The sequence below is a fragment of the Sphingomonas sp. 1F27F7B genome, from assembly GCF_005503355.1.
Lineage (GTDB): Bacteria > Pseudomonadota > Alphaproteobacteria > Sphingomonadales > Sphingomonadaceae > Sphingomonas.
Genome location: NZ_SCMK01000013.1, coordinates 77,084 through 92,989 on the forward strand (window position 1 = coordinate 77,084; position 15,906 = coordinate 92,989).

The following is a 15,906-nucleotide window of genomic DNA, read 5'->3' on the forward strand; positions in this document are numbered from 1 at the left end:
TTCCGTGCCGAAGTAGAACATTAACCATCGGAGCAGAAATCCAAGGCGCGAAAAATGCGCGCAAATATGGTTAAGCCGCCTTAACGGCATTGCACTTAACAATTTGTTTTGCACTTTTCCCGCATTGACGAGCGTGAAGCTGCTGACGGTCCCGCGGGGAGCGACACGCCAGCAACGGGAAGAGTGGGAACAATGTCGGTTCGCATGGCCTTGGCTAAACTGTGCGCCTGCACTTGCGGGGGCGCAGTGATTGGCGGCGGTGGCGTCTACGTCACCGAACGCATCCATCAGCCGCGCGTGGTGAAGCATGTCACCGTCACGAAGAAGCGCGTCGTGAAGCGCACCGTGGCCCGTCCCGTGAAGCGAGTCGTCAAGCGCACCGTCACCACCACCACCCAGGGCCAGCCCCAGGTCGTCGTCGTCGCCGCACAGGGCGCGCCGATCCCGGTGCCTCCGCCCTATGGCGAGATGCCGGTGGTTTCGTCGAGCAGCGGCTCGTCCTCTTCAGGCGTGATCGGCGGCTCGGGCGGCGGCGGTTTCATGGGCGGCTTCTTCGCGGGCGGCTTCTTCGGCGGATCGAGCAGTTCCGGCGGATCGAGCGGATCGAGCGGCATCAACATCGAGATCTCGTCGTCCAACTCGTCCTCTTCGGGCGGCTCGACCTCCACCTCCACGGGCGGCTCCTCGACTTCGACGGGCGGTTCCTCGACCTCCACCTCCACCGGCGGGTCGTCGACCTCGACTTCGACCGGCGGTTCGTCCACTTCCACTTCCAGCGGCCAGATCAGCTCGACCTCGACCTCGTCGTCGAGCGGCGACGTGTCGTCTTCCACCTCGACGAGTTCCTCGACCTCGTCGTCGAACAGCTCCTCGACCAGCTCGTCCAACTCCTCATCGACTTCCTCGTCATCGAGCGGCCATTGGAGCAATTCGAGCGGCTGGAGTTCGAACGGCGGGCACGGATCGAGCAGCCATGGCGGCTGTCGGCGCGACTGCGGCGGCAGCAGCTCGGGCGGTCCGGCGCCGGTGCCGGCCCCGCCGATGATCCTGCTGTTCGGCGGTGCCGCCGCGGCTCTGGTCGCCCGCAAGCGTCTCGCGAAGAAGAAGGCGCCGGACGAACAGTCGGAAGGCTGAGTCCGTCCCGGCCGGGCTCCGGCCCGGCCTATTCCGCGTTGATCAGTGCTTCCTCGATCTGCGGCACGGTATGGCGGGTCAGATCCTTGGCGATCTCTGCCGTCAGGCGGTCGCTCACTTCCTTGTGATAATGTTTGCGCAGCGCCCCCAGCGTGCGCGGCGGGGCGACGATGATCAGCGATTCGAATTCGTTGCGCAGCGCCCGCTCCTTCAGCAAGGCGGCAGCATCCGCCGCGAAGCGATCCTCTTCCAGCTGGTGGAAGTCGGTCTCCTCATAGGCGCTGCGCCGCGCGCCGACGCTCTGGAACGAGCGGCCTGGAGCATCGCTCGCCTGCTCGCCATTGGCCGGATTCTCCTGCTCCTCCTTGCGCTCCAGCTGCAGGTTCGGGCGCATCGCGTCGCCTTCGTTGCGCAGCATCAGCAGTTTGCGACCATCGGCAACCAGAACGATCGCATCATGGGGAACCCGCATATCCTGTCTCCTCTATGGATCCTGTCGCACTGAACGCGGCCACGCGCGCCAGGGTTGCGCGCGGGCGGGAGCCCGGTCATACGCCCGGCCATGCACGATATCCGCGCCATCCGAGAGAATCCCGCTGCCTTCGACGCCGGCTTGGCGAAGCGCGGACTGGAACCGCAGGCCGCCGAACTCGTCGCCCTGGACGAGAAGCGCCGCGCGCTGATCACCGAGGTCCAGGCCGGCCTGGCTCGCCGTAACGAGGCCTCGAAGGCGATCGGCGCGGCCAAGGCGGCAAAGGACGACGCGACCGCGGCGGCGCTGATGGCCGAGGTGGCCGGTCTCAAGGAGCGCCTGCCCGCGCTCGAGGCCGAGGAGAAAGAGGCCGGCGAAGCGCTGGAAGCCCGGCTCGCCAGCTTGCCCAACCTCCCCTATGACGACGTGCCCCAGGGCGCCGACGAGGATGACAATGCCCTGATGGCAACCGTCGGCGAGCCGACCGCCCTCGCCTTCGCGGCGAAGGAGCATGACGCGATCGGGCCGGCGCTCGGCCTTGATTTCGAGACCGGCGCGATGCTGTCCGGCGCGCGCTTCACCTTGGTACGGGGCGCCGCCGCCAAGCTGCACCGTGCGCTCGGCCAGTTCATGCTCGATACGCTGGAGGCTCATGGCTACGAGCAGACCATCCCGCCGCTGCTGGTGCGCGACGAGGCGGTGTTCGGCACCGGTCAGCTTCCCAAGTTCGCCGAGGACCTGTTCCGGACCACCGACGGCCGCTGGCTGATCCCCACGGCCGAGGTGAGCCTCACCAACATCGTGCGCGAGCAGATCCTTGCCGAGGAGGAACTGCCGCTGCGTTTCACCGCGCTCACTGCCTGCTTCCGTTCGGAAGCGGGCGCGGCCGGGCGCGACACGCGCGGCTTCATCCGCCAGCACCAGTTCGAGAAGGTCGAGATGGTCTCGATCACCACCCCCGAGCAGAGCGAAGCCGAGCATGAGCGCATGACCCGGTGCGCCGAGGGTATCCTCACCGCGCTCGGCCTGCCTTTCCGCCGCATGAAGCTGTGCACCGGCGACATGGGCTTCACTGCGGCGCGTACCTATGATCTCGAAGTATGGCTGCCCGGCCAGGGCCGCTACCGCGAGATCTCGTCCTGCTCGACTTGCGGCGATTTCCAGGCGCGCCGGATGAACGCGCGCTGCCGCCCAGCGGGCGAGAAGGCGACCCGCTTCGTCCATACGCTCAACGGCTCGGGCCTGGCGGTGGGGCGCACGCTCGTAGCCGTGCTGGAGAATTACCAGCAGGAAGACGGCTCGGTCGCGATCCCCGAGGCGCTCATGCCCTATCTCCACGGTCTGAACCGGCTCGAACCGGCAAACTGAGTACCTCCGCATTCAGACGTACCTGACGCGCGCGGAAATGCGCGATATGGTACGATCGGATATGGTTAACGTGGGGGTCGGGATGATTGGGGCAAGGCCGATGGCGCCGCTGGCGCTGCTGATGCTGGCCGCCTGCATTCCGCAGACCGGCGGTGGCTATCGCGACTCCGGCTATGATCGGCCCGCGCCGCGCCAGGACCGCCGTCCGCAACCCCAGCCACAGCAGGACGGCTGGGAACGCCCCGCGCTCGGCAACGAGCAGGACGTGCGCCGCCTTCCCGCTCCACCGGCGCCCTGGCAGGCGCGCAGGGTGCAAGCGGATTCGCATGTCGTGGCGGGCAGCACCTACACGGTCCAGCAGGGCGATTCGCTGCGCTCGATTTCCATGAAGACCGGCGCCGGATCGGAAGCGATCGCCCGCGCCAACAACATCCCCTCACCCTTCGTGATCCGCGTCGGCCAGAAGCTCGTGATCCCGGGGGGCCGCTATCACCTGGTCCGCGACGGCGAGACGGGCATCGCCATCGCGATCGCCTATGGCGTCGACTGGTCGCGGATCATCGCGGTCAACGATCTGGAAGAGCCGTACATCCTGCGCACCGGCCAGCGGCTGCTCATCCCGGACACGGCGTCGCCTTCGGGCCGCCCCGAGACGATCGAGCAGCGCGCCGCGCGTTTCCATCTCGACCTGGGCGTCGACGACATCGTCACCGGCGGCCAGCCCGCCATTGCCGAGAAGGCCAAGCCGGCCCAGCCGACCGCTTCCTCCGCCCGCGTCCTGTCGCCCACCACCCCGGTGGCGGCGCCGGCCCGGCTCGCCGGCGGCTTCCAATGGCCGCTCAAGGGCAATGTGGTGAAGCGCTTCGGCCCCGGCGCCAGCGGGGAACGCAATGACGGTATCAAGATCGCCACGCCGCTCGATACGCCCGTGCTCGCGGCGGCGGACGGCGTAGTCGCCTATGTCGGCTCCGACATTCCGGCGCTGGGCGGCCTGGTGATCCTTCGCCATGGCGATGGCTGGACGACGGTATATGGTCATGCCGGCCAGTTGCTCGTACAGCGCGGCCAGGCAGTGAAGAAGGGCCAGATGATCGCGCTCTCGGGCAATTCGGGCTTCGCGGACCGTCCGGAACTCCATTTCGAGATCCGCCAGGGCCGCAATCCCGTCGATCCGCTGCCGAGACTGCCCGCGCGCTGATGGCGCTCAGGCCATCCTCCACGCTGAAGCGCAAATCGAGCATGCCCGTCTGGGCCTCGATCGGATGGCGGGTACTGGCGGTGCTGGCCCTGCTCGCGCTGGCGGTGGGCGTCCATTGGATCGAGCGCGACGGGCTGAGGGATTCGGCCGACGGGCATGTCAGCTTCCTCGACATTCTCTATTTCACCTCGATCTCGATAACGACGACCGGCTATGGCGACATCGTGCCGGTGAGCAATTCGGCACGGATGTTCGATGCGTTCGTCGTCACGCCGATCCGCATCTTCGTGGTGCTGCTCTTCCTCGGCACCGCCTATAATTTCGTGCTCAGGCGCACTTGGGAAAAATGGCGTATGGCAGTGATCCAGCGGACCCTTTCGCGACACATCATCGTGGCGGGATATGGCACCACCGGCTCGGAGACGGTCGACGAGCTGATCGCCCGCGGCAGGGATGCGGGCAACATCGTCGTGATCGACCAGAACGAAGCCAATATCGCCCGCGCCGAGGAACGCGGCTGCATCGTCCTGCAGGCGGATGCGACGCGCGATCAGATACTCACGGACGTGCACATAACGAGCGCCGAATCGATGATCGTCTGCGCTGGGCGCGATGACACCTCGATCCTGATCACGCTCACCGCGCGACACCTGGCGCCCGGCGTGCCGATCAGCGTGATCGTGCGCAACGAGGACAATGAACTCCCGGCGCGGGCAGCGGGGGCGACGACGGTGGTCAACCCAGTGAGCTTCGCCGGGCTGCTGCTCGCCAGTTCGTGCCAGGGCCGCCATCTCGCCGACTATCTGACCGACCTTGCCTCGATCCATGGCAGCGTCGAGCTTTCCGAGCGCATCGTACACCCGGACGAAATCGGCCGCTCGCTATCGGAGATCGCGACCGGCCTGGGGGTGCAGATCTATCGCAACGGCGTGCCCCATGGGCACAAGGCTCCGGAAGCACGGACGCTGCTCGCGGGCGACACGATCCTGGAAATCATCGCGCGCTAGAGACTCGCCCGAGCCTCGTCGCACTCTTCGCAGCCCGCATCGGCCGGGTGCAGGAACACCAGCGGATCGGCCCGCACCTTCTCCGCCGCGATCCGCACCAGGTCTTCGGCGTCCATCAGCCGCGCCTCGGCATGGCCCACCTGTCCCGAACGCACCAAGCCCGCGTCCAGCAGCCAGCCCTGGGCCAGCTCGAACTTCTCGCAGCAGCTGTCATTCTCGCCATAATGCACCTCGGTGCCCCGGGCATCGACATAGTGGAAGTCGCTGCGATAGGGCGCGCCGCCGACCAGCTCGGCCAGATGGAGCATGGTGTTGGCGTGATGGCCGACGCCGAGCAGCAGCACTTGCCCGCCAACCCGGCGGATCCGGTCGATCGCACTGTCCGGCGCGGCCGGTGGCAGCACGAACGGGCCGCCGGTGATCCACTCGGCCCTCGGTCCGCGCGCCGATACCGCATCGAAATGCGGGCTGCGCAGCACGCCCGGCATGCGCCAGAACAAGTCGGCGACGATGCCCAGATCGTCGCGATTGGCCGTGATCGCCGGATCGAACGGAAGATCGTCGTCACCGGTCGCCGACGGCATGGCGAGCGTGCCCTCCGGCCCCAGCGCATCGGTGAGCGCTTCGATCAGCCCCTCGGGCCCACCCTCGATCGGGCGGACGGCGCGATAGCTCATATGGACGAGCAGCACGCCGCCTTCGCGTACGCCCAGGTCGCGCAGCTGCTCGAGCAGCTCGTTTCGGGAAATCATCTCCATCTTGACCCTGATGCCATGCCGGCCAAGGTCGCGCCATGCCTGAAATGCTCCTTGCCCGCCTGACCCCGATCCTGCTGCTGATCGGCTCGAACGTCTTCATGACCTTCGCCTGGTACGGGCATCTCAGGTTCAAGCAGGCGCCGCTGCTGCTCGTCATCCTGGCGAGCTGGAGCATCGCCTTCGTCGAATACTGCCTGGCGGTGCCGGCCAATCGCTGGGGCAGCGCAGTCTATTCGGCGGCGCAGCTGAAAGCGATGCAGGAAGTGATCACCCTCACCGTGTTCGTCGGCTTCTCGATCCTCTATCTCGGGCAGAAGATCACCGCCAATCACCTGGTCGGCTTCGCGCTGATCGCGGCGGGCGCATGGTTCATCTTCCGCGCGCCGGGCTGAGCGCTCAGACCATCAGCCCGAAGATCGCGCCCATCACCAGGTACATGACGATCCAATAGCCGGCATCGATCAGGAACAGCGCGCGCGGCAGGCGCGAGAAGAGATAGTTCACGCCCACCGAGGTGGCGATGAAGCCGATACCGATGATCGCGGCGATCGCCAGCGAATGGTGGAGCCCCACCGGCGCATCATAGCTGTTGTAGAGATGGTCGAGCGCGAAGGCGGCAACCAGGTTGAGCACGAAGGTCGTGCCGAAGATCATGCCCATGTTCGCGCCGCTCTTGAGCTGCTCGTCGCTCAACCCGCGTGCTTTCGCCCATGCCTTGCCGAACAGCGGCCCATACCAGATTCCGCCAACCGCGAATCCCGCCGCCGCTGCCGCCAATATCGCCAGCCAATGTATCTGCATCACGCTTCCCCCCTCGACAATTGCAGGTATGCGAAGCTACGCGGGAATGCCCCGGCTAGCAATTTCGCCAGAAAAGCCTATGTCGCGCGCCAATCATGGCAACCAAACTCCCCGAGGCGCCCCGCGTGGGCATGGTGTCGCTCGGCTGTCCCAAGAACCTGGTCGACAGCGAGCGGATCCTCACCAAGCTGCGTAGCGACGGCTATGCGATGTCGCCCGACTATGCCGGCGCCGACGTCGTGCTGGTCAACACCTGCGGCTTTCTCGACAGCGCCAAGGAGGAATCGCTCGAAGCGATCGGCGAGGCGATCGCCGAGAACGGCCGGGTGATCGTCACCGGCTGCATGGGCAAGGAAGCCGAGACGATCCGCGCCCGCTTTCCCAACGTGCTCGCCGTCGCCGGCGCGCATCAATATGAGGAAGTGGTCGGCGCAGTGCACGAGGCGGCGCCGATGCCGCCCTCGCCCTTCGTCAATCTGGTGCCGGATGCGGGGCTGAAGCTCACCCCGCGCCATTACAGCTATCTGAAGATCTCCGAGGGCTGCAACCATCGCTGCGCCTTCTGCATCATCCCGGCGCTGCGCGGCGACCTGGTCAGCCGCCGCCCCGACGCGATCCTGCGCGAGGCGGAGAAGCTGGTCGAGGCGGGCACCAAGGAGCTGCTGGTCATCAGCCAGGACACGTCGGCCTATGGCGTCGACATCCGCAAGGAGCCGCGCATGTGGAAGGGCCGCGAGGTCGTTCCCCACATGACCGATCTCGCCCGCGAGCTCGGCCGGATCGCGCCCTGGGTGCGGCTCCACTATGTCTATCCCTATCCGCATGTCGACCAGGTCATCCCGCTGATGGCCGAGGGACTGATCCTCCCCTATCTCGATATCCCGTTCCAGCATGCCAGCCCATCGGTGCTGCGCGCGATGAAGCGTCCCGCCAATGAGGCCAAGGTGCTCGAACGGCTGTGCAAATGGCGCGAGATCGCACCGGACCTGACGATCCGCTCGACCTTCGTGGTCGGCTTCCCCGGCGAGACCGAGGCGGACTTCCAGTATCTGCTCGACTGGCTGGACGAGGCCCAGCTGGACCGGGTCGGCGCGTTCCGCTTCGAGCCCGTCGAGGGCGCTGCCGCCAACGACCTGCCCGGCGCGGTGCCCGAACAAGTCAAGGAAGAGCGCTACGCCCGGATCATGGAGAAAACCGCGGCGATCTCGGCCGCCAAGCTCCAGGCCAAGGTCGGCCGCACGCTCGAAGTGATCATCGACGCAGTCGACGAGGAAGGCGGCGCCACTGGCCGCAGCCAGGCCGACGCGCCCGAGATCGACGGCGAGGTGTTCCTGCGCGACGCCGGCCATCTCGAGCAGGGCGCCATCGTGCAGGTCGAAATCGAGGATGCGGACGAGCATGATCTCTACGGAGTGCCGCTCGCCTGACGCGAGCAAGGCGGTGCCCTGGGGGCACCGCCCGCCCCCTAGAGCTCAGCGCGCCTTGGCGTTCAGCCCCATCACCGCTTCCACGGCCGTCGCAACGGCCAGGCCGCCGAAGAACGCCGTCAGGCCGGTGGCCATCAATCCCTGGTCGCGCAGCATGGGCTCGAACAGGCTGACGGCGATCACGCCACCCACCGCCCCGAGAATGCCGTCGACCAGCCGCCACCAGGGCTCGGGATCCGGATGCGGCGGACGCGGCCAGCGCCACCAGCCCGGCCATTTCGTGCCACACCATCCCATCATCGCTGCGAATGCAAACAACATGGCAAACCTCCCCTGTTATAGGTGAGAAATATGCTTTGATTATGTTGCGCCCCGCCGTGAATATACCACGAGACTTCTTGCGATAAAACCGCGTAAACTTTTTCCATCACGCGGAGGTATTCTTGCCCGTTACTAACAGGTAATTACCCCGTAACGGGGTGATATTGCACGCCTCTCCGGAAACTCGGCACGCCCATCGGGCAAGTGCCGGCCGCGAAACGGAAACGCCTGCGAGGATGACGGAGCCGGAATGCTGGCCTAAGCTCCGAGCCATTCCATTCCGGAGGCCCGATGTTCCGTCCCTTCCTCGCCGCCGCGCTTCTCGTCGCAACGCCCGCTGCGGCGCGACAGCTCACGCCCGCCGAAACCGCGCAGGTGGACAAGATCGTCGCCGACGCGCTCAAGTCCTCGGGCGTGCCCTCGGCTTCGGTCGCGATCGTGCGCGACGGCAGGATCGTCTTCGCCAGGGCCTATGGCGATCAGGGACCCGGGATGAAGGCGACCAGCCCGGCGGCGAAATACCAGATCGCATCGATCTCGAAGCAGTTCACGGCCGCGGCGATCCTGCTGCTCGAGGAGGAAGGCAAGCTCAGCCTCGACGACAAGGTATCGAAATGGGTGCCCGACATCACCGATGCCGACAGGATCAGCATCCGCCAGCTGCTCAGCCACACTGCCGGCATCCAGGACTATTGGCCGCAGGACTATGACTTCGCCGCGATGGCGAAGCCGGTCACACCGCAGCAGATTCTCGATCGCTGGGCGAAGAAGCCGCTCGATTTCGAGCCGGGCTCCGCCTGGCAATATTCGAACACGGGCTATGTCGTCGCCGGCATGATCATCGAGAAGGCGTCGGGCATGAAGCTGCTCGACTATCTCCGGAAGAAGATCTTCAAGCCGCTCGGCATCGACGCGATGGATCAGGACTATGCGGTGGGCACGGGCTTCCCCCAGGGCAATCACCGCTTCGCGCTCGGCCCGGTCCGCGCGGCCCGGCCGGCGGCGCATGGCTGGCTATGGGCAGCCGGCGAGCTCGCCATGTCGGCCAGCGACCTCGCCAAATGGGACATCGCGCGGATCGACCGCAAGATCCTGAGCCCCGAGGACTGGGCGGCTCAGGAAACCGCGATCAGGCTCACCAACGGCGCCGATACCCATTATGGCCTCGGCGTCTCGGTCGGCAGCCGCGCGGGCGACAGGACCGTCGAGCATGGCGGCGAGGCAGTGGGCTTCCTCTCCGACAATTTCGTGATGCCCGACAAGCGCTTCGCCGTGGTCGCGCTGGTCAATGCCGATTTCGGCGGCGCGCAGGACGCGATCACCGGCGGGATCACCGATCTCTTCCATCCCGTGGCCCAGGCGCCGGCGGCGCTCTCGCTTGACGAAACGCGCGACCTGCTCGCGCGCCAGGTCTTCGACCAGCTCCGCACCGGCACGCTGGACCGCGCCAAGCTCACCGAGGACGCCAATTATTATTTCACCGCTCAGGCGACCGAGGACTATCATACCAGCCTGGCCCCGCTCGGCGATCCGGCAAGCTTCACCGCGCGCGGCAAGCCACGGCTGCGCGGCGGCTTCGTCAACCGCAACTACGACATCGTCTATGCCGATGGCCGCAAGCTGATCGCGATCACCTATGCCGAGCCGGGCAAGGAAGGGAAATTCGAGCAGTTCCTGATCCAGCCGAGGGGTTGATGCGCCTGCTTGCCATCGCCGCCGCGGCGCTGTTCGCCGCCAGCCCGCCGGATGCCGCGACGGTGCGGGCGGTCGATCCGCTGACCGTGCAGGACGACGACTTCGCCCGGCACCGCGATCCGGCGGAGTGGCGGGGTCTCGCCGTCTCGGCGATCGAGTTCCGCGAGGAGCGCGCGTCCTGGCGCCTGTGGCGCATCGCCAACGCGAAACACTCCGACGGACCGCTCTTCTTCGTGCCCCATGACAATGAGAATGCCGGGTTCGAGGCCGGGCTTGCTGCCGTGCGAAGATATGGCGGCGTGCTGATCGCGGCCGATTCCGGCATCTCGCCCGGCGATGACGGCAAGCGGCTCAACAACGCCGTCGACTATGGCCGGCCGATCGATCCCAATCGCAATTTCGACACCGCCCTTCCCGGCTATGCGCGAAACATCCTGGCCGATCTCGCGCACGGCGCCTGGCCGATCATCGCGCTCCATACCAATGCCAAGGGTTTCGAAACCGCGAGTTCGCACTGCAACAAGGGCGATCCGGAGGGCAGTGGGATCATTTCCATCCGCTATTGCGACGATACGTTGATCCCGAGCCCCTCGATGTCGAAGGCGTGGCCGTTCGACGATGACGACACCGTCGCCTTCGCCACCTTCCTCGCCAGGGACACGCCCGCCGCCGGCTTCTGCCGCGACGCGATGGTCGGCGCCGATTTCAACGTCGTGCAGGAACGCGTGGTGACCAGCGACGGCTCGCTCTCCAACTATGCCGTGCTGCACGGGCTCGCCTATCTCAACTTCGAGACGCTCGACCGGGGGCTGGACCCGGCCGAGCTCGCCCTGGCGCGCGACCGCCTGGGTTTCATGATCGACCGTGCGATCGCCCTGTGCGCGCCACAGGTGAAGGCGCTGCGCTGAACTCCGGCACCGGCCAGCCTGGCTCTTACCTGTCCTTGCCGCCCCGCATGATCGGCGGACTCTGCATCCTTGCGGCGAACCCGTCGCTTGCCTTGCGGTCTATGGAAAGGCGAAGCAGACAATAGGAGCAAGTCACTTCCGACGTGCGCAGGAACTCCCCAAGATCGATATGGACGCGATTGCCGCACTGGGGACAAGGGAATCCAGGGACTTCGCTTGCGCTTGCTTTCACGGGAACCTCTCCTTCTTGCGGCAAGGAGCGTAGCGCCCGCCCGCGGTCCTGCAAGACGCGGGTCGATCATGGCAGCGCATAGGCCACCACCTCGTCTCCCACCGGCGTCTCCATGAAATGGTGGCCGCCGGCATAGATGACGAGATACTGCCTGCCGTTCACCTGATAGGTGATCGGCGTGGCCTGTCCGCCCGCCGGCAGCACGGCCTTCCACAGCGTCCTGCCGGTCTTCAGGTCGATCGCGCGGATCAGATTGTCGGTCGCCGCCGCCACGAAGATCAGCCCGGCCGCCGTCACCACCGCACCACCATTGTTGGGGGTGCCGATCGTCACCGGCAGCATCGAGGGGATGCCGAAGGGGCCGTTGGTGCGCGCTTCGCCAAAAGGGCGGTCCCAGATCGTCTTGCCGCTTGCCATATCGATTGCGCGGATCCCGCCATAGGGCGGCTGCTTGCAGAGCAAGCCTGTGAACGGCATCCGCCAGCCCGCATTGACGTTGATCGCATAGGGCGTGTTCGCCTGGGGATCGCCCGCGCCCTCGGCCCCGCCGATCTTGCCCCGCGCCTGGTCGCGCGGCGCCCAGCCCAGCTTGTCGGCCTCGACGCGCGAGACCAGCCGGACATAGTTGGGCATGTCGTTGTAATTGGCGACGATCACCCCGCGCTGCGGATCGACTGCGATCCCGCCCCAGTCGGTCCCGCCATTGTAGCCGGGATATTGGATCGAATGGCGATCCGCCTCAGGCGGCGTGAAGAAGCCCTTGTAGCTCGCCCGGCGGAAGTTGATGCGGCACAGCATCTGGTCGATCGGCGACATGCCCCACATGTCGCGCTCGGTGAGGTCGGGCTTGCGCAGCGTATGCCACAGCGAGACGCGCTGGGTATCCGGGCGCTGCTCCGGCTCGACGCCCCCGCCCGGCGCCTTCATCTCGCCCACCGGGGTGAGCGGCTGGCCGGTGCGGCGGTCGAGGATGTAGAGGTCGCCCTGCTTCGAGGGCAGGATCAGCGCGGGCGCGCCCTTATAGTCGACCAGAGTCGCCTGGGCGCCGAAATCATAGTCCCACACATCGTTGCGCACTGCCTGGAAACGCCATTTCGGCTTGCCGGTGGTCACGTCGAGCGCCACCAGCGAAGTCGCGTAGAAATTCTCCTCCGGCCGGCGCAGCGACGAGTAATAATCGGCCGCGGCATTGCCCATCGGGAGATAGACCAGCCCCAGCTGCTCGTCGCCGCTCGCCATCGTCCACATGTTCGGCGTGCCGCGCGCCCATTCCTGCCCGGCGGGCGGGGCGCCGTTCCAGTCCGGATGCATCATGTCCCAGGCCCAGCGCAGCCGGCCGGTGACTGCGTCGAACCCCTGGATCACCCCCGATGGCGCCCAGCGATCCTGCCCGTCCAGCACCTGATGGCCGGTGACGAGCACACCGCGGACAAGCGTGGGCGGCGAATTGATCGAGACGAAGCCGGGCGGAACCTTGCCCATGCCCTGCTTGGCGTCGACCTGGCCGTTGGTGCCGAAATCGGCACAGGGCCTGCCGTTCCTCGCGTCAACCGCGATCAGCCGCGCATCGAGCGTGCCCTCGATCACCCGCGTCGCGCAGGCCTGGTCCGCCGGCGCATTGGGGACCGCATGATAGACCACGCCGCGGCACGCCGCAGTGTACGGGATGGCATCGTCCGGCACCTTGGGATCATAGCGCCACTTCTCCATGCCGGTCGCCGCATCGAGCGCGAGCAGGATGTTCTTTGGCGTGCAGATGTACAGGCTGTCGCCCACCTTGAGCGGCGTGTTTTCCGCGCCATAGGTCTTCCGGATCATCGCGGAGGACGGCAGGTCGCCGGTATGGGTGAGCCACACCTGCTTGAGCCTGGAAACGTTCGCCGGCGTGATCTGGACGAGCGGCGAATAGCGTCGCGCGCTGGTGGTGCCGCCATAGACCGGCCAGTCGGCGCCGGTCTGCTGGCCCGACGGATCCATCATCCCCGCGGTGCCCGGCGCGGGCAGGCCGGCGACCACCGGATCGGGCTGGCCGGCGGCGGCGGCCCAGAAATTGATCACGGTGAGCAGCAGCGCCACCGCGACGCCGCCCAGCGCCAGCCGCCACTTGCCTGGCGACGAAGTGAGCGTCGGCAGCACCAGGATCACCGCCAGGGCGAGAACGACCGGCGCGATCACGCGCGGCACCTGCGCCCAGGGATTGGCCCCGACTTCCCACCAGGCCCAGAAGATGCTGGCGACCACGATGGCGAGATAAAGCCAGCCGCCGCTCATCTGCCCGCGAACCAGCATCCAGCCGGACCAGAGCATCAGCGCACCGGTGAGGAGATAGTAGAGCGAACCGCCCAGCACCGCGAGCCAGATGCCGCCGATCGCGAGCGCCAGCCCGATCAGGCCGATCACCGCACCGACGATCATCGCAGCCAGGCTGCGCCGCCGCGGAGGCGCTTCCTCCACTGGCTCGAGATAGGGGATGCGCTCCCCTTCATAGCGCGTGTCGGTCATCGCTTGCTCCCTGTTGCCCGCGGACATCCGGGAAACCGGGGCCGGAACGATAGGGTTCCCTCATGAACTAAAATTCATGTTGGCCGATGGGCGACGGTTATGGTGCAAACGAAAGTCAGTTGCCCCCTAGCCTCTCCGGCCTCGCCATCCTAGATCAACGCGCATGCCTGATCCCAACACGCTCGTTCAGCCCGACAAGGGCCAGCCCGCCCGCACCATCCACGTGATCGACGCCAAGGGGTTCGATGCTTGGCTCGCCGCCCAGCCGCCGCGCCACCGCACCGCCGCGGCTGCGCAGAAACTGGCGCCTTCTCCCCATGCCAGCGCGATCCTGCCGGGCGACGCGCCCGAGGACTGGTCGGTGGTCAGCGTCGTCGCCAACGCCGAGCGCCTCTCGGCCTGGTGCCTCGCCAAGCTGGCCGAGACGCTTCCGGAAGGCACCTATCGCGTCGAGGGGACTGAACCCGGCAAGGCGCTCCATGGCTGGCTCGCCGCCCAGTACAAGTTCGATGCCTATAAGAAGGACGAGAAGACGCCGGTCGGCCCGCGCGTGCTGCTCACTTCCGATCCCGCGCGGATCGAGGACGCGGTACGCATGGCCAATGCCACCTCCAAGCTGCGCGACCGGATCAACACGGGCGCCAACGACATGGGGCCCGCCGATCTCGAAGCCGCCGCGGCCGAGCTGGTCAAGGCCCATGGCGGCCAGCTCACAGTCGTGAAGGGCGACGAAGTCGAGAAAGGCTATGGCCTGCTCTGGGCGGTCGGCAAGGCCGCCGGCAAGGGCCGCGAGCCGCGCCTGATCGAGATCGAATGGGGCAATCCCGAGCATCCGAAGATCGCGATCATCGGCAAGGGCGTCTGCTTCGATTCGGGCGGGCTCGACATCAAGCCGGCCGCCGGCATGCGGCTGATGAAGAAGGACATGGGCGGTGCGGCGCACGCGCTGGCCACTGCCGAGCTGATCATGGCGTCGCGCCTGCCGGTGCGGCTGCACATGCTCGTCCCCGCGGTCGAGAACTCGATCAACGGCGAGGCGACGCGCCCGGGCGACATCATGCGCTCGCGCAAGGGCATCACGGTGGAGAACAGCAACACCGACGCCGAGGGCCGGCTGATCCTGGCGGACGCGCTGACCAAGGCCGAGGAAAAGGGCCCGGAGCTGGTGATCGACTATGCGACGCTCACCGGCGCCGCCCGCGTCGCGCTGGGCGCCGACCTGCAGGCGCTGTTCGCCAATGACGACACGCTGGCGAGCGAGCTGCTGGCCGCGGCGGAGACCGAGGCGGATCCGATGTGGCGGCTGCCGCTCTACGATCCGTACAAGGAGATGCTGAAGTCGGATGTGGCGGACATGGTCAACGCTGCCGAGGCGCCGTTCGGCGGCGCGCTGACCGCAGCGCTGTTCCTCAAGGAGTTCGTCCCCGAGAAGGCGCAATGGGCGCATCTCGACATCTTCTGCTGGAACGGTAGCCACAAGCCGGGCCGCCCCAAGGGCGCCGAGGCCGTGAGCCTGCGCGCCGTGTGGAAGGTGCTGAAGGACCGTTACGCGAAATAAGCCTCGCCGTCCCCTCCCGGCGAGGGAGGGGGCGGAGGAATGCGTGCTGAGAGTATCGTCACATAATAGCCGGGCCGGCCACGTCATTGGCGTGCCAACCGGTCGCGAGATCAGGTCATGGCCGTCTGAAGGCAGAATTGCGCTCCCGCCGCGCCCCTGACCATTCCAGCTAAAATGTGGCCCGGCCAACGCCATTGGCGCATGGCATCTTTGAGACCCATGAACATCGAAAGATGGCGGCGAAACTAAAAAATCATGATGGCATGCTATTTTGTACCATCCATGCTCACATAGAATTCATGCAATCAATCGCTTACGGCAAGCGCCTAAAGTGAAAATTCCGAGGCGCTAATTTTGCAGCTCCCTTTTTCGATTCTATGAGAAGCGCCTCCACCAAATCCACCGGGAGGCGGATTATGCTCGATGATCCAATACTTTTTTCCATCTATTATCTTTTTAGATAATCCCTCAGTTTTCACCTGCTTCTTTGCCATATCAGCTTCCGATATTCTAACAGCGCGCCCA

At 66.3% G+C, this 15,906-nt stretch carries 15 protein-coding genes; 8 read left to right on the plus strand and 7 right to left on the minus strand.

Going from position 1 to position 15,906, the window contains the following annotated elements; genetic code table 11:
- Positions 1-458: 458 nt before the first annotated feature.
- Together FFS08_RS13425 and FFS08_RS13430 are read right to left on the minus strand one after the other, a co-directional pair.
- Positions 459-1,088, minus strand: coding sequence for a hypothetical protein (locus FFS08_RS13425; protein WP_171012604.1), 630 nt, complete (start codon positions 1,086-1,088; stop codon positions 459-461).
- A gap of 74 nt (positions 1,089-1,162) precedes the next feature.
- Positions 1,163-1,606 (minus strand): host attachment family protein, encoded by a 444-nt coding sequence (locus FFS08_RS13430; protein ID WP_137862131.1) that lies wholly within the window; start codon positions 1,604-1,606, stop codon positions 1,163-1,165.
- A 90-nt stretch (positions 1,607-1,696) separates the two neighbouring features.
- On the opposite strand from FFS08_RS13430, the gene serS reads away from it, so the two are divergent.
- The 3 genes from serS (at position 1,697) to FFS08_RS13445 (ending at position 5,179) form a co-directional block, all read left to right on the plus strand.
- Positions 1,697-2,974 carry a serine--tRNA ligase gene (serS, locus tag FFS08_RS13435; RefSeq protein WP_137862132.1) on the plus strand — a complete coding sequence of 426 codons (1,278 nt, stop codon included), beginning with the start codon at positions 1,697-1,699 and terminating at the stop codon, positions 2,972-2,974.
- An 82-nt stretch (positions 2,975-3,056) separates the two neighbouring features.
- Positions 3,057-4,172: a M23 family metallopeptidase gene (locus FFS08_RS13440; protein WP_137862133.1), complete on the plus strand. Its 1,116-nt coding sequence runs from the start codon at positions 3,057-3,059 to the stop codon at positions 4,170-4,172.
- The gene (locus tag FFS08_RS13445) at positions 4,172-5,179 is read left to right on the plus strand and encodes a potassium channel family protein (RefSeq protein ID WP_137862134.1); all 1,008 of its coding nucleotides are present in this window, start codon (positions 4,172-4,174) and stop codon (positions 5,177-5,179) included. The genes FFS08_RS13440 and FFS08_RS13445 overlap by 1 nt, the downstream gene beginning before the upstream one ends.
- Here the strand turns inward: FFS08_RS13445 and FFS08_RS13450 are convergent.
- The gene (locus FFS08_RS13450; protein WP_249341328.1) at positions 5,176-5,931 is read right to left on the minus strand and encodes an AAC(3) family N-acetyltransferase; all 756 of its coding nucleotides are present in this window, start codon (positions 5,929-5,931) and stop codon (positions 5,176-5,178) included. The genes FFS08_RS13445 and FFS08_RS13450 overlap by 4 nt on opposite strands.
- A gap of 41 nt (positions 5,932-5,972) precedes the next feature.
- Here FFS08_RS13450 and FFS08_RS13455 point away from each other — a divergent pair, with 41 nt between their 5' ends.
- Entirely contained in the window at positions 5,973-6,329 is a 357-nt protein-coding gene (locus FFS08_RS13455) for a DMT family protein (RefSeq protein WP_212742015.1), read from the plus strand.
- A gap of 4 nt (positions 6,330-6,333) precedes the next feature.
- On the opposite strand, the gene FFS08_RS13460 is transcribed toward FFS08_RS13455, so the two are convergent.
- Complete coding sequence (locus FFS08_RS13460) at positions 6,334-6,738, minus strand: DUF1761 domain-containing protein (RefSeq protein WP_249341047.1); 405 nt, start codon at positions 6,736-6,738, stop codon at positions 6,334-6,336.
- A gap of 95 nt (positions 6,739-6,833) precedes the next feature.
- Between FFS08_RS13460 and rimO the strand changes: the two genes are divergently transcribed.
- A complete protein-coding gene (gene rimO, locus FFS08_RS13465; protein ID WP_137862137.1) occupies positions 6,834-8,165 on the plus strand; it encodes a 30S ribosomal protein S12 methylthiotransferase RimO in 1,332 nt (443 codons plus the stop codon).
- A 45-nt stretch (positions 8,166-8,210) separates the two neighbouring features.
- On the opposite strand, the gene FFS08_RS13470 is transcribed toward rimO, so the two are convergent.
- Complete coding sequence (locus FFS08_RS13470; RefSeq protein WP_137862138.1) at positions 8,211-8,486, minus strand: hypothetical protein; 276 nt, start codon at positions 8,484-8,486, stop codon at positions 8,211-8,213.
- A 291-nt stretch (positions 8,487-8,777) separates the two neighbouring features.
- Between FFS08_RS13470 and FFS08_RS13475 the strand changes: the two genes are divergently transcribed.
- Together FFS08_RS13475 and FFS08_RS13480 are read left to right on the plus strand one after the other, a co-directional pair.
- A complete protein-coding gene (locus tag FFS08_RS13475; RefSeq protein ID WP_137862139.1) occupies positions 8,778-10,181 on the plus strand; it encodes a serine hydrolase domain-containing protein in 1,404 nt (467 codons plus the stop codon).
- On the plus strand, positions 10,181-11,089 hold the full coding sequence (locus FFS08_RS13480) for a hypothetical protein (RefSeq protein WP_137862140.1): 909 nt from the start codon (positions 10,181-10,183) through the stop codon (positions 11,087-11,089). The genes FFS08_RS13475 and FFS08_RS13480 overlap by 1 nt, the downstream gene beginning before the upstream one ends.
- A gap of 298 nt (positions 11,090-11,387) precedes the next feature.
- Here FFS08_RS13480 and FFS08_RS13485 read toward each other — a convergent pair whose 3' ends face one another.
- Complete coding sequence (locus FFS08_RS13485) at positions 11,388-13,823, minus strand: membrane-bound PQQ-dependent dehydrogenase, glucose/quinate/shikimate family (RefSeq protein ID WP_171012605.1); 2,436 nt, start codon at positions 13,821-13,823, stop codon at positions 11,388-11,390.
- A gap of 163 nt (positions 13,824-13,986) precedes the next feature.
- Here FFS08_RS13485 and FFS08_RS13490 point away from each other — a divergent pair, with 163 nt between their 5' ends.
- Positions 13,987-15,381 (plus strand): leucyl aminopeptidase family protein, encoded by a 1,395-nt coding sequence (locus FFS08_RS13490; protein WP_137862141.1) that lies wholly within the window; start codon positions 13,987-13,989, stop codon positions 15,379-15,381.
- Positions 15,382-15,707: 326 nt separating this feature from the next.
- Here the strand turns inward: FFS08_RS13490 and FFS08_RS23505 are convergent, their stop codons facing one another.
- Positions 15,708-15,875, minus strand: coding sequence for a hypothetical protein (locus FFS08_RS23505; protein WP_163584793.1), 168 nt, complete (start codon positions 15,873-15,875; stop codon positions 15,708-15,710).
- Between the last annotated feature and the right edge of the window lie 31 nt (positions 15,876-15,906).

Coding starts and splice junctions, on each gene's coding strand:
- rimO (WP_137862137.1), top strand. CDS start 6,834: ATGGCAACCAAACTCCCCGAGGCGCCCCGCGTGGGCATGGTGTCGCTC.
- FFS08_RS13430 (WP_137862131.1), bottom strand. CDS start 1,606: ATGCGGGTTCCCCATGATGCGATCGTTCTGGTTGCCGATGGTCGCAAA.
- FFS08_RS13490 (WP_137862141.1), top strand. CDS start 13,987: ATGCCTGATCCCAACACGCTCGTTCAGCCCGACAAGGGCCAGCCCGCC.
- FFS08_RS13485 (WP_171012605.1), bottom strand. CDS start 13,823: ATGACCGACACGCGCTATGAAGGGGAGCGCATCCCCTATCTCGAGCCA.
- FFS08_RS13450 (WP_249341328.1), bottom strand. CDS start 5,931: ATGATTTCCCGAAACGAGCTGCTCGAGCAGCTGCGCGACCTGGGCGTA.
- FFS08_RS13470 (WP_137862138.1), bottom strand. CDS start 8,486: ATGTTGTTTGCATTCGCAGCGATGATGGGATGGTGTGGCACGAAATGG.
- FFS08_RS23505 (WP_163584793.1), bottom strand. CDS start 15,875: ATGGCAAAGAAGCAGGTGAAAACTGAGGGATTATCTAAAAAGATAATA.
- serS (WP_137862132.1), top strand. CDS start 1,697: ATGCACGATATCCGCGCCATCCGAGAGAATCCCGCTGCCTTCGACGCC.
- FFS08_RS13480 (WP_137862140.1), top strand. CDS start 10,181: ATGCGCCTGCTTGCCATCGCCGCCGCGGCGCTGTTCGCCGCCAGCCCG.
- FFS08_RS13460 (WP_249341047.1), bottom strand. CDS start 6,738: ATGCAGATACATTGGCTGGCGATATTGGCGGCAGCGGCGGCGGGATTC.
- FFS08_RS13475 (WP_137862139.1), top strand. CDS start 8,778: ATGTTCCGTCCCTTCCTCGCCGCCGCGCTTCTCGTCGCAACGCCCGCT.
- FFS08_RS13445 (WP_137862134.1), top strand. CDS start 4,172: ATGGCGCTCAGGCCATCCTCCACGCTGAAGCGCAAATCGAGCATGCCC.
- FFS08_RS13455 (WP_212742015.1), top strand. CDS start 5,973: ATGCCTGAAATGCTCCTTGCCCGCCTGACCCCGATCCTGCTGCTGATC.
- FFS08_RS13440 (WP_137862133.1), top strand. CDS start 3,057: ATGATTGGGGCAAGGCCGATGGCGCCGCTGGCGCTGCTGATGCTGGCC.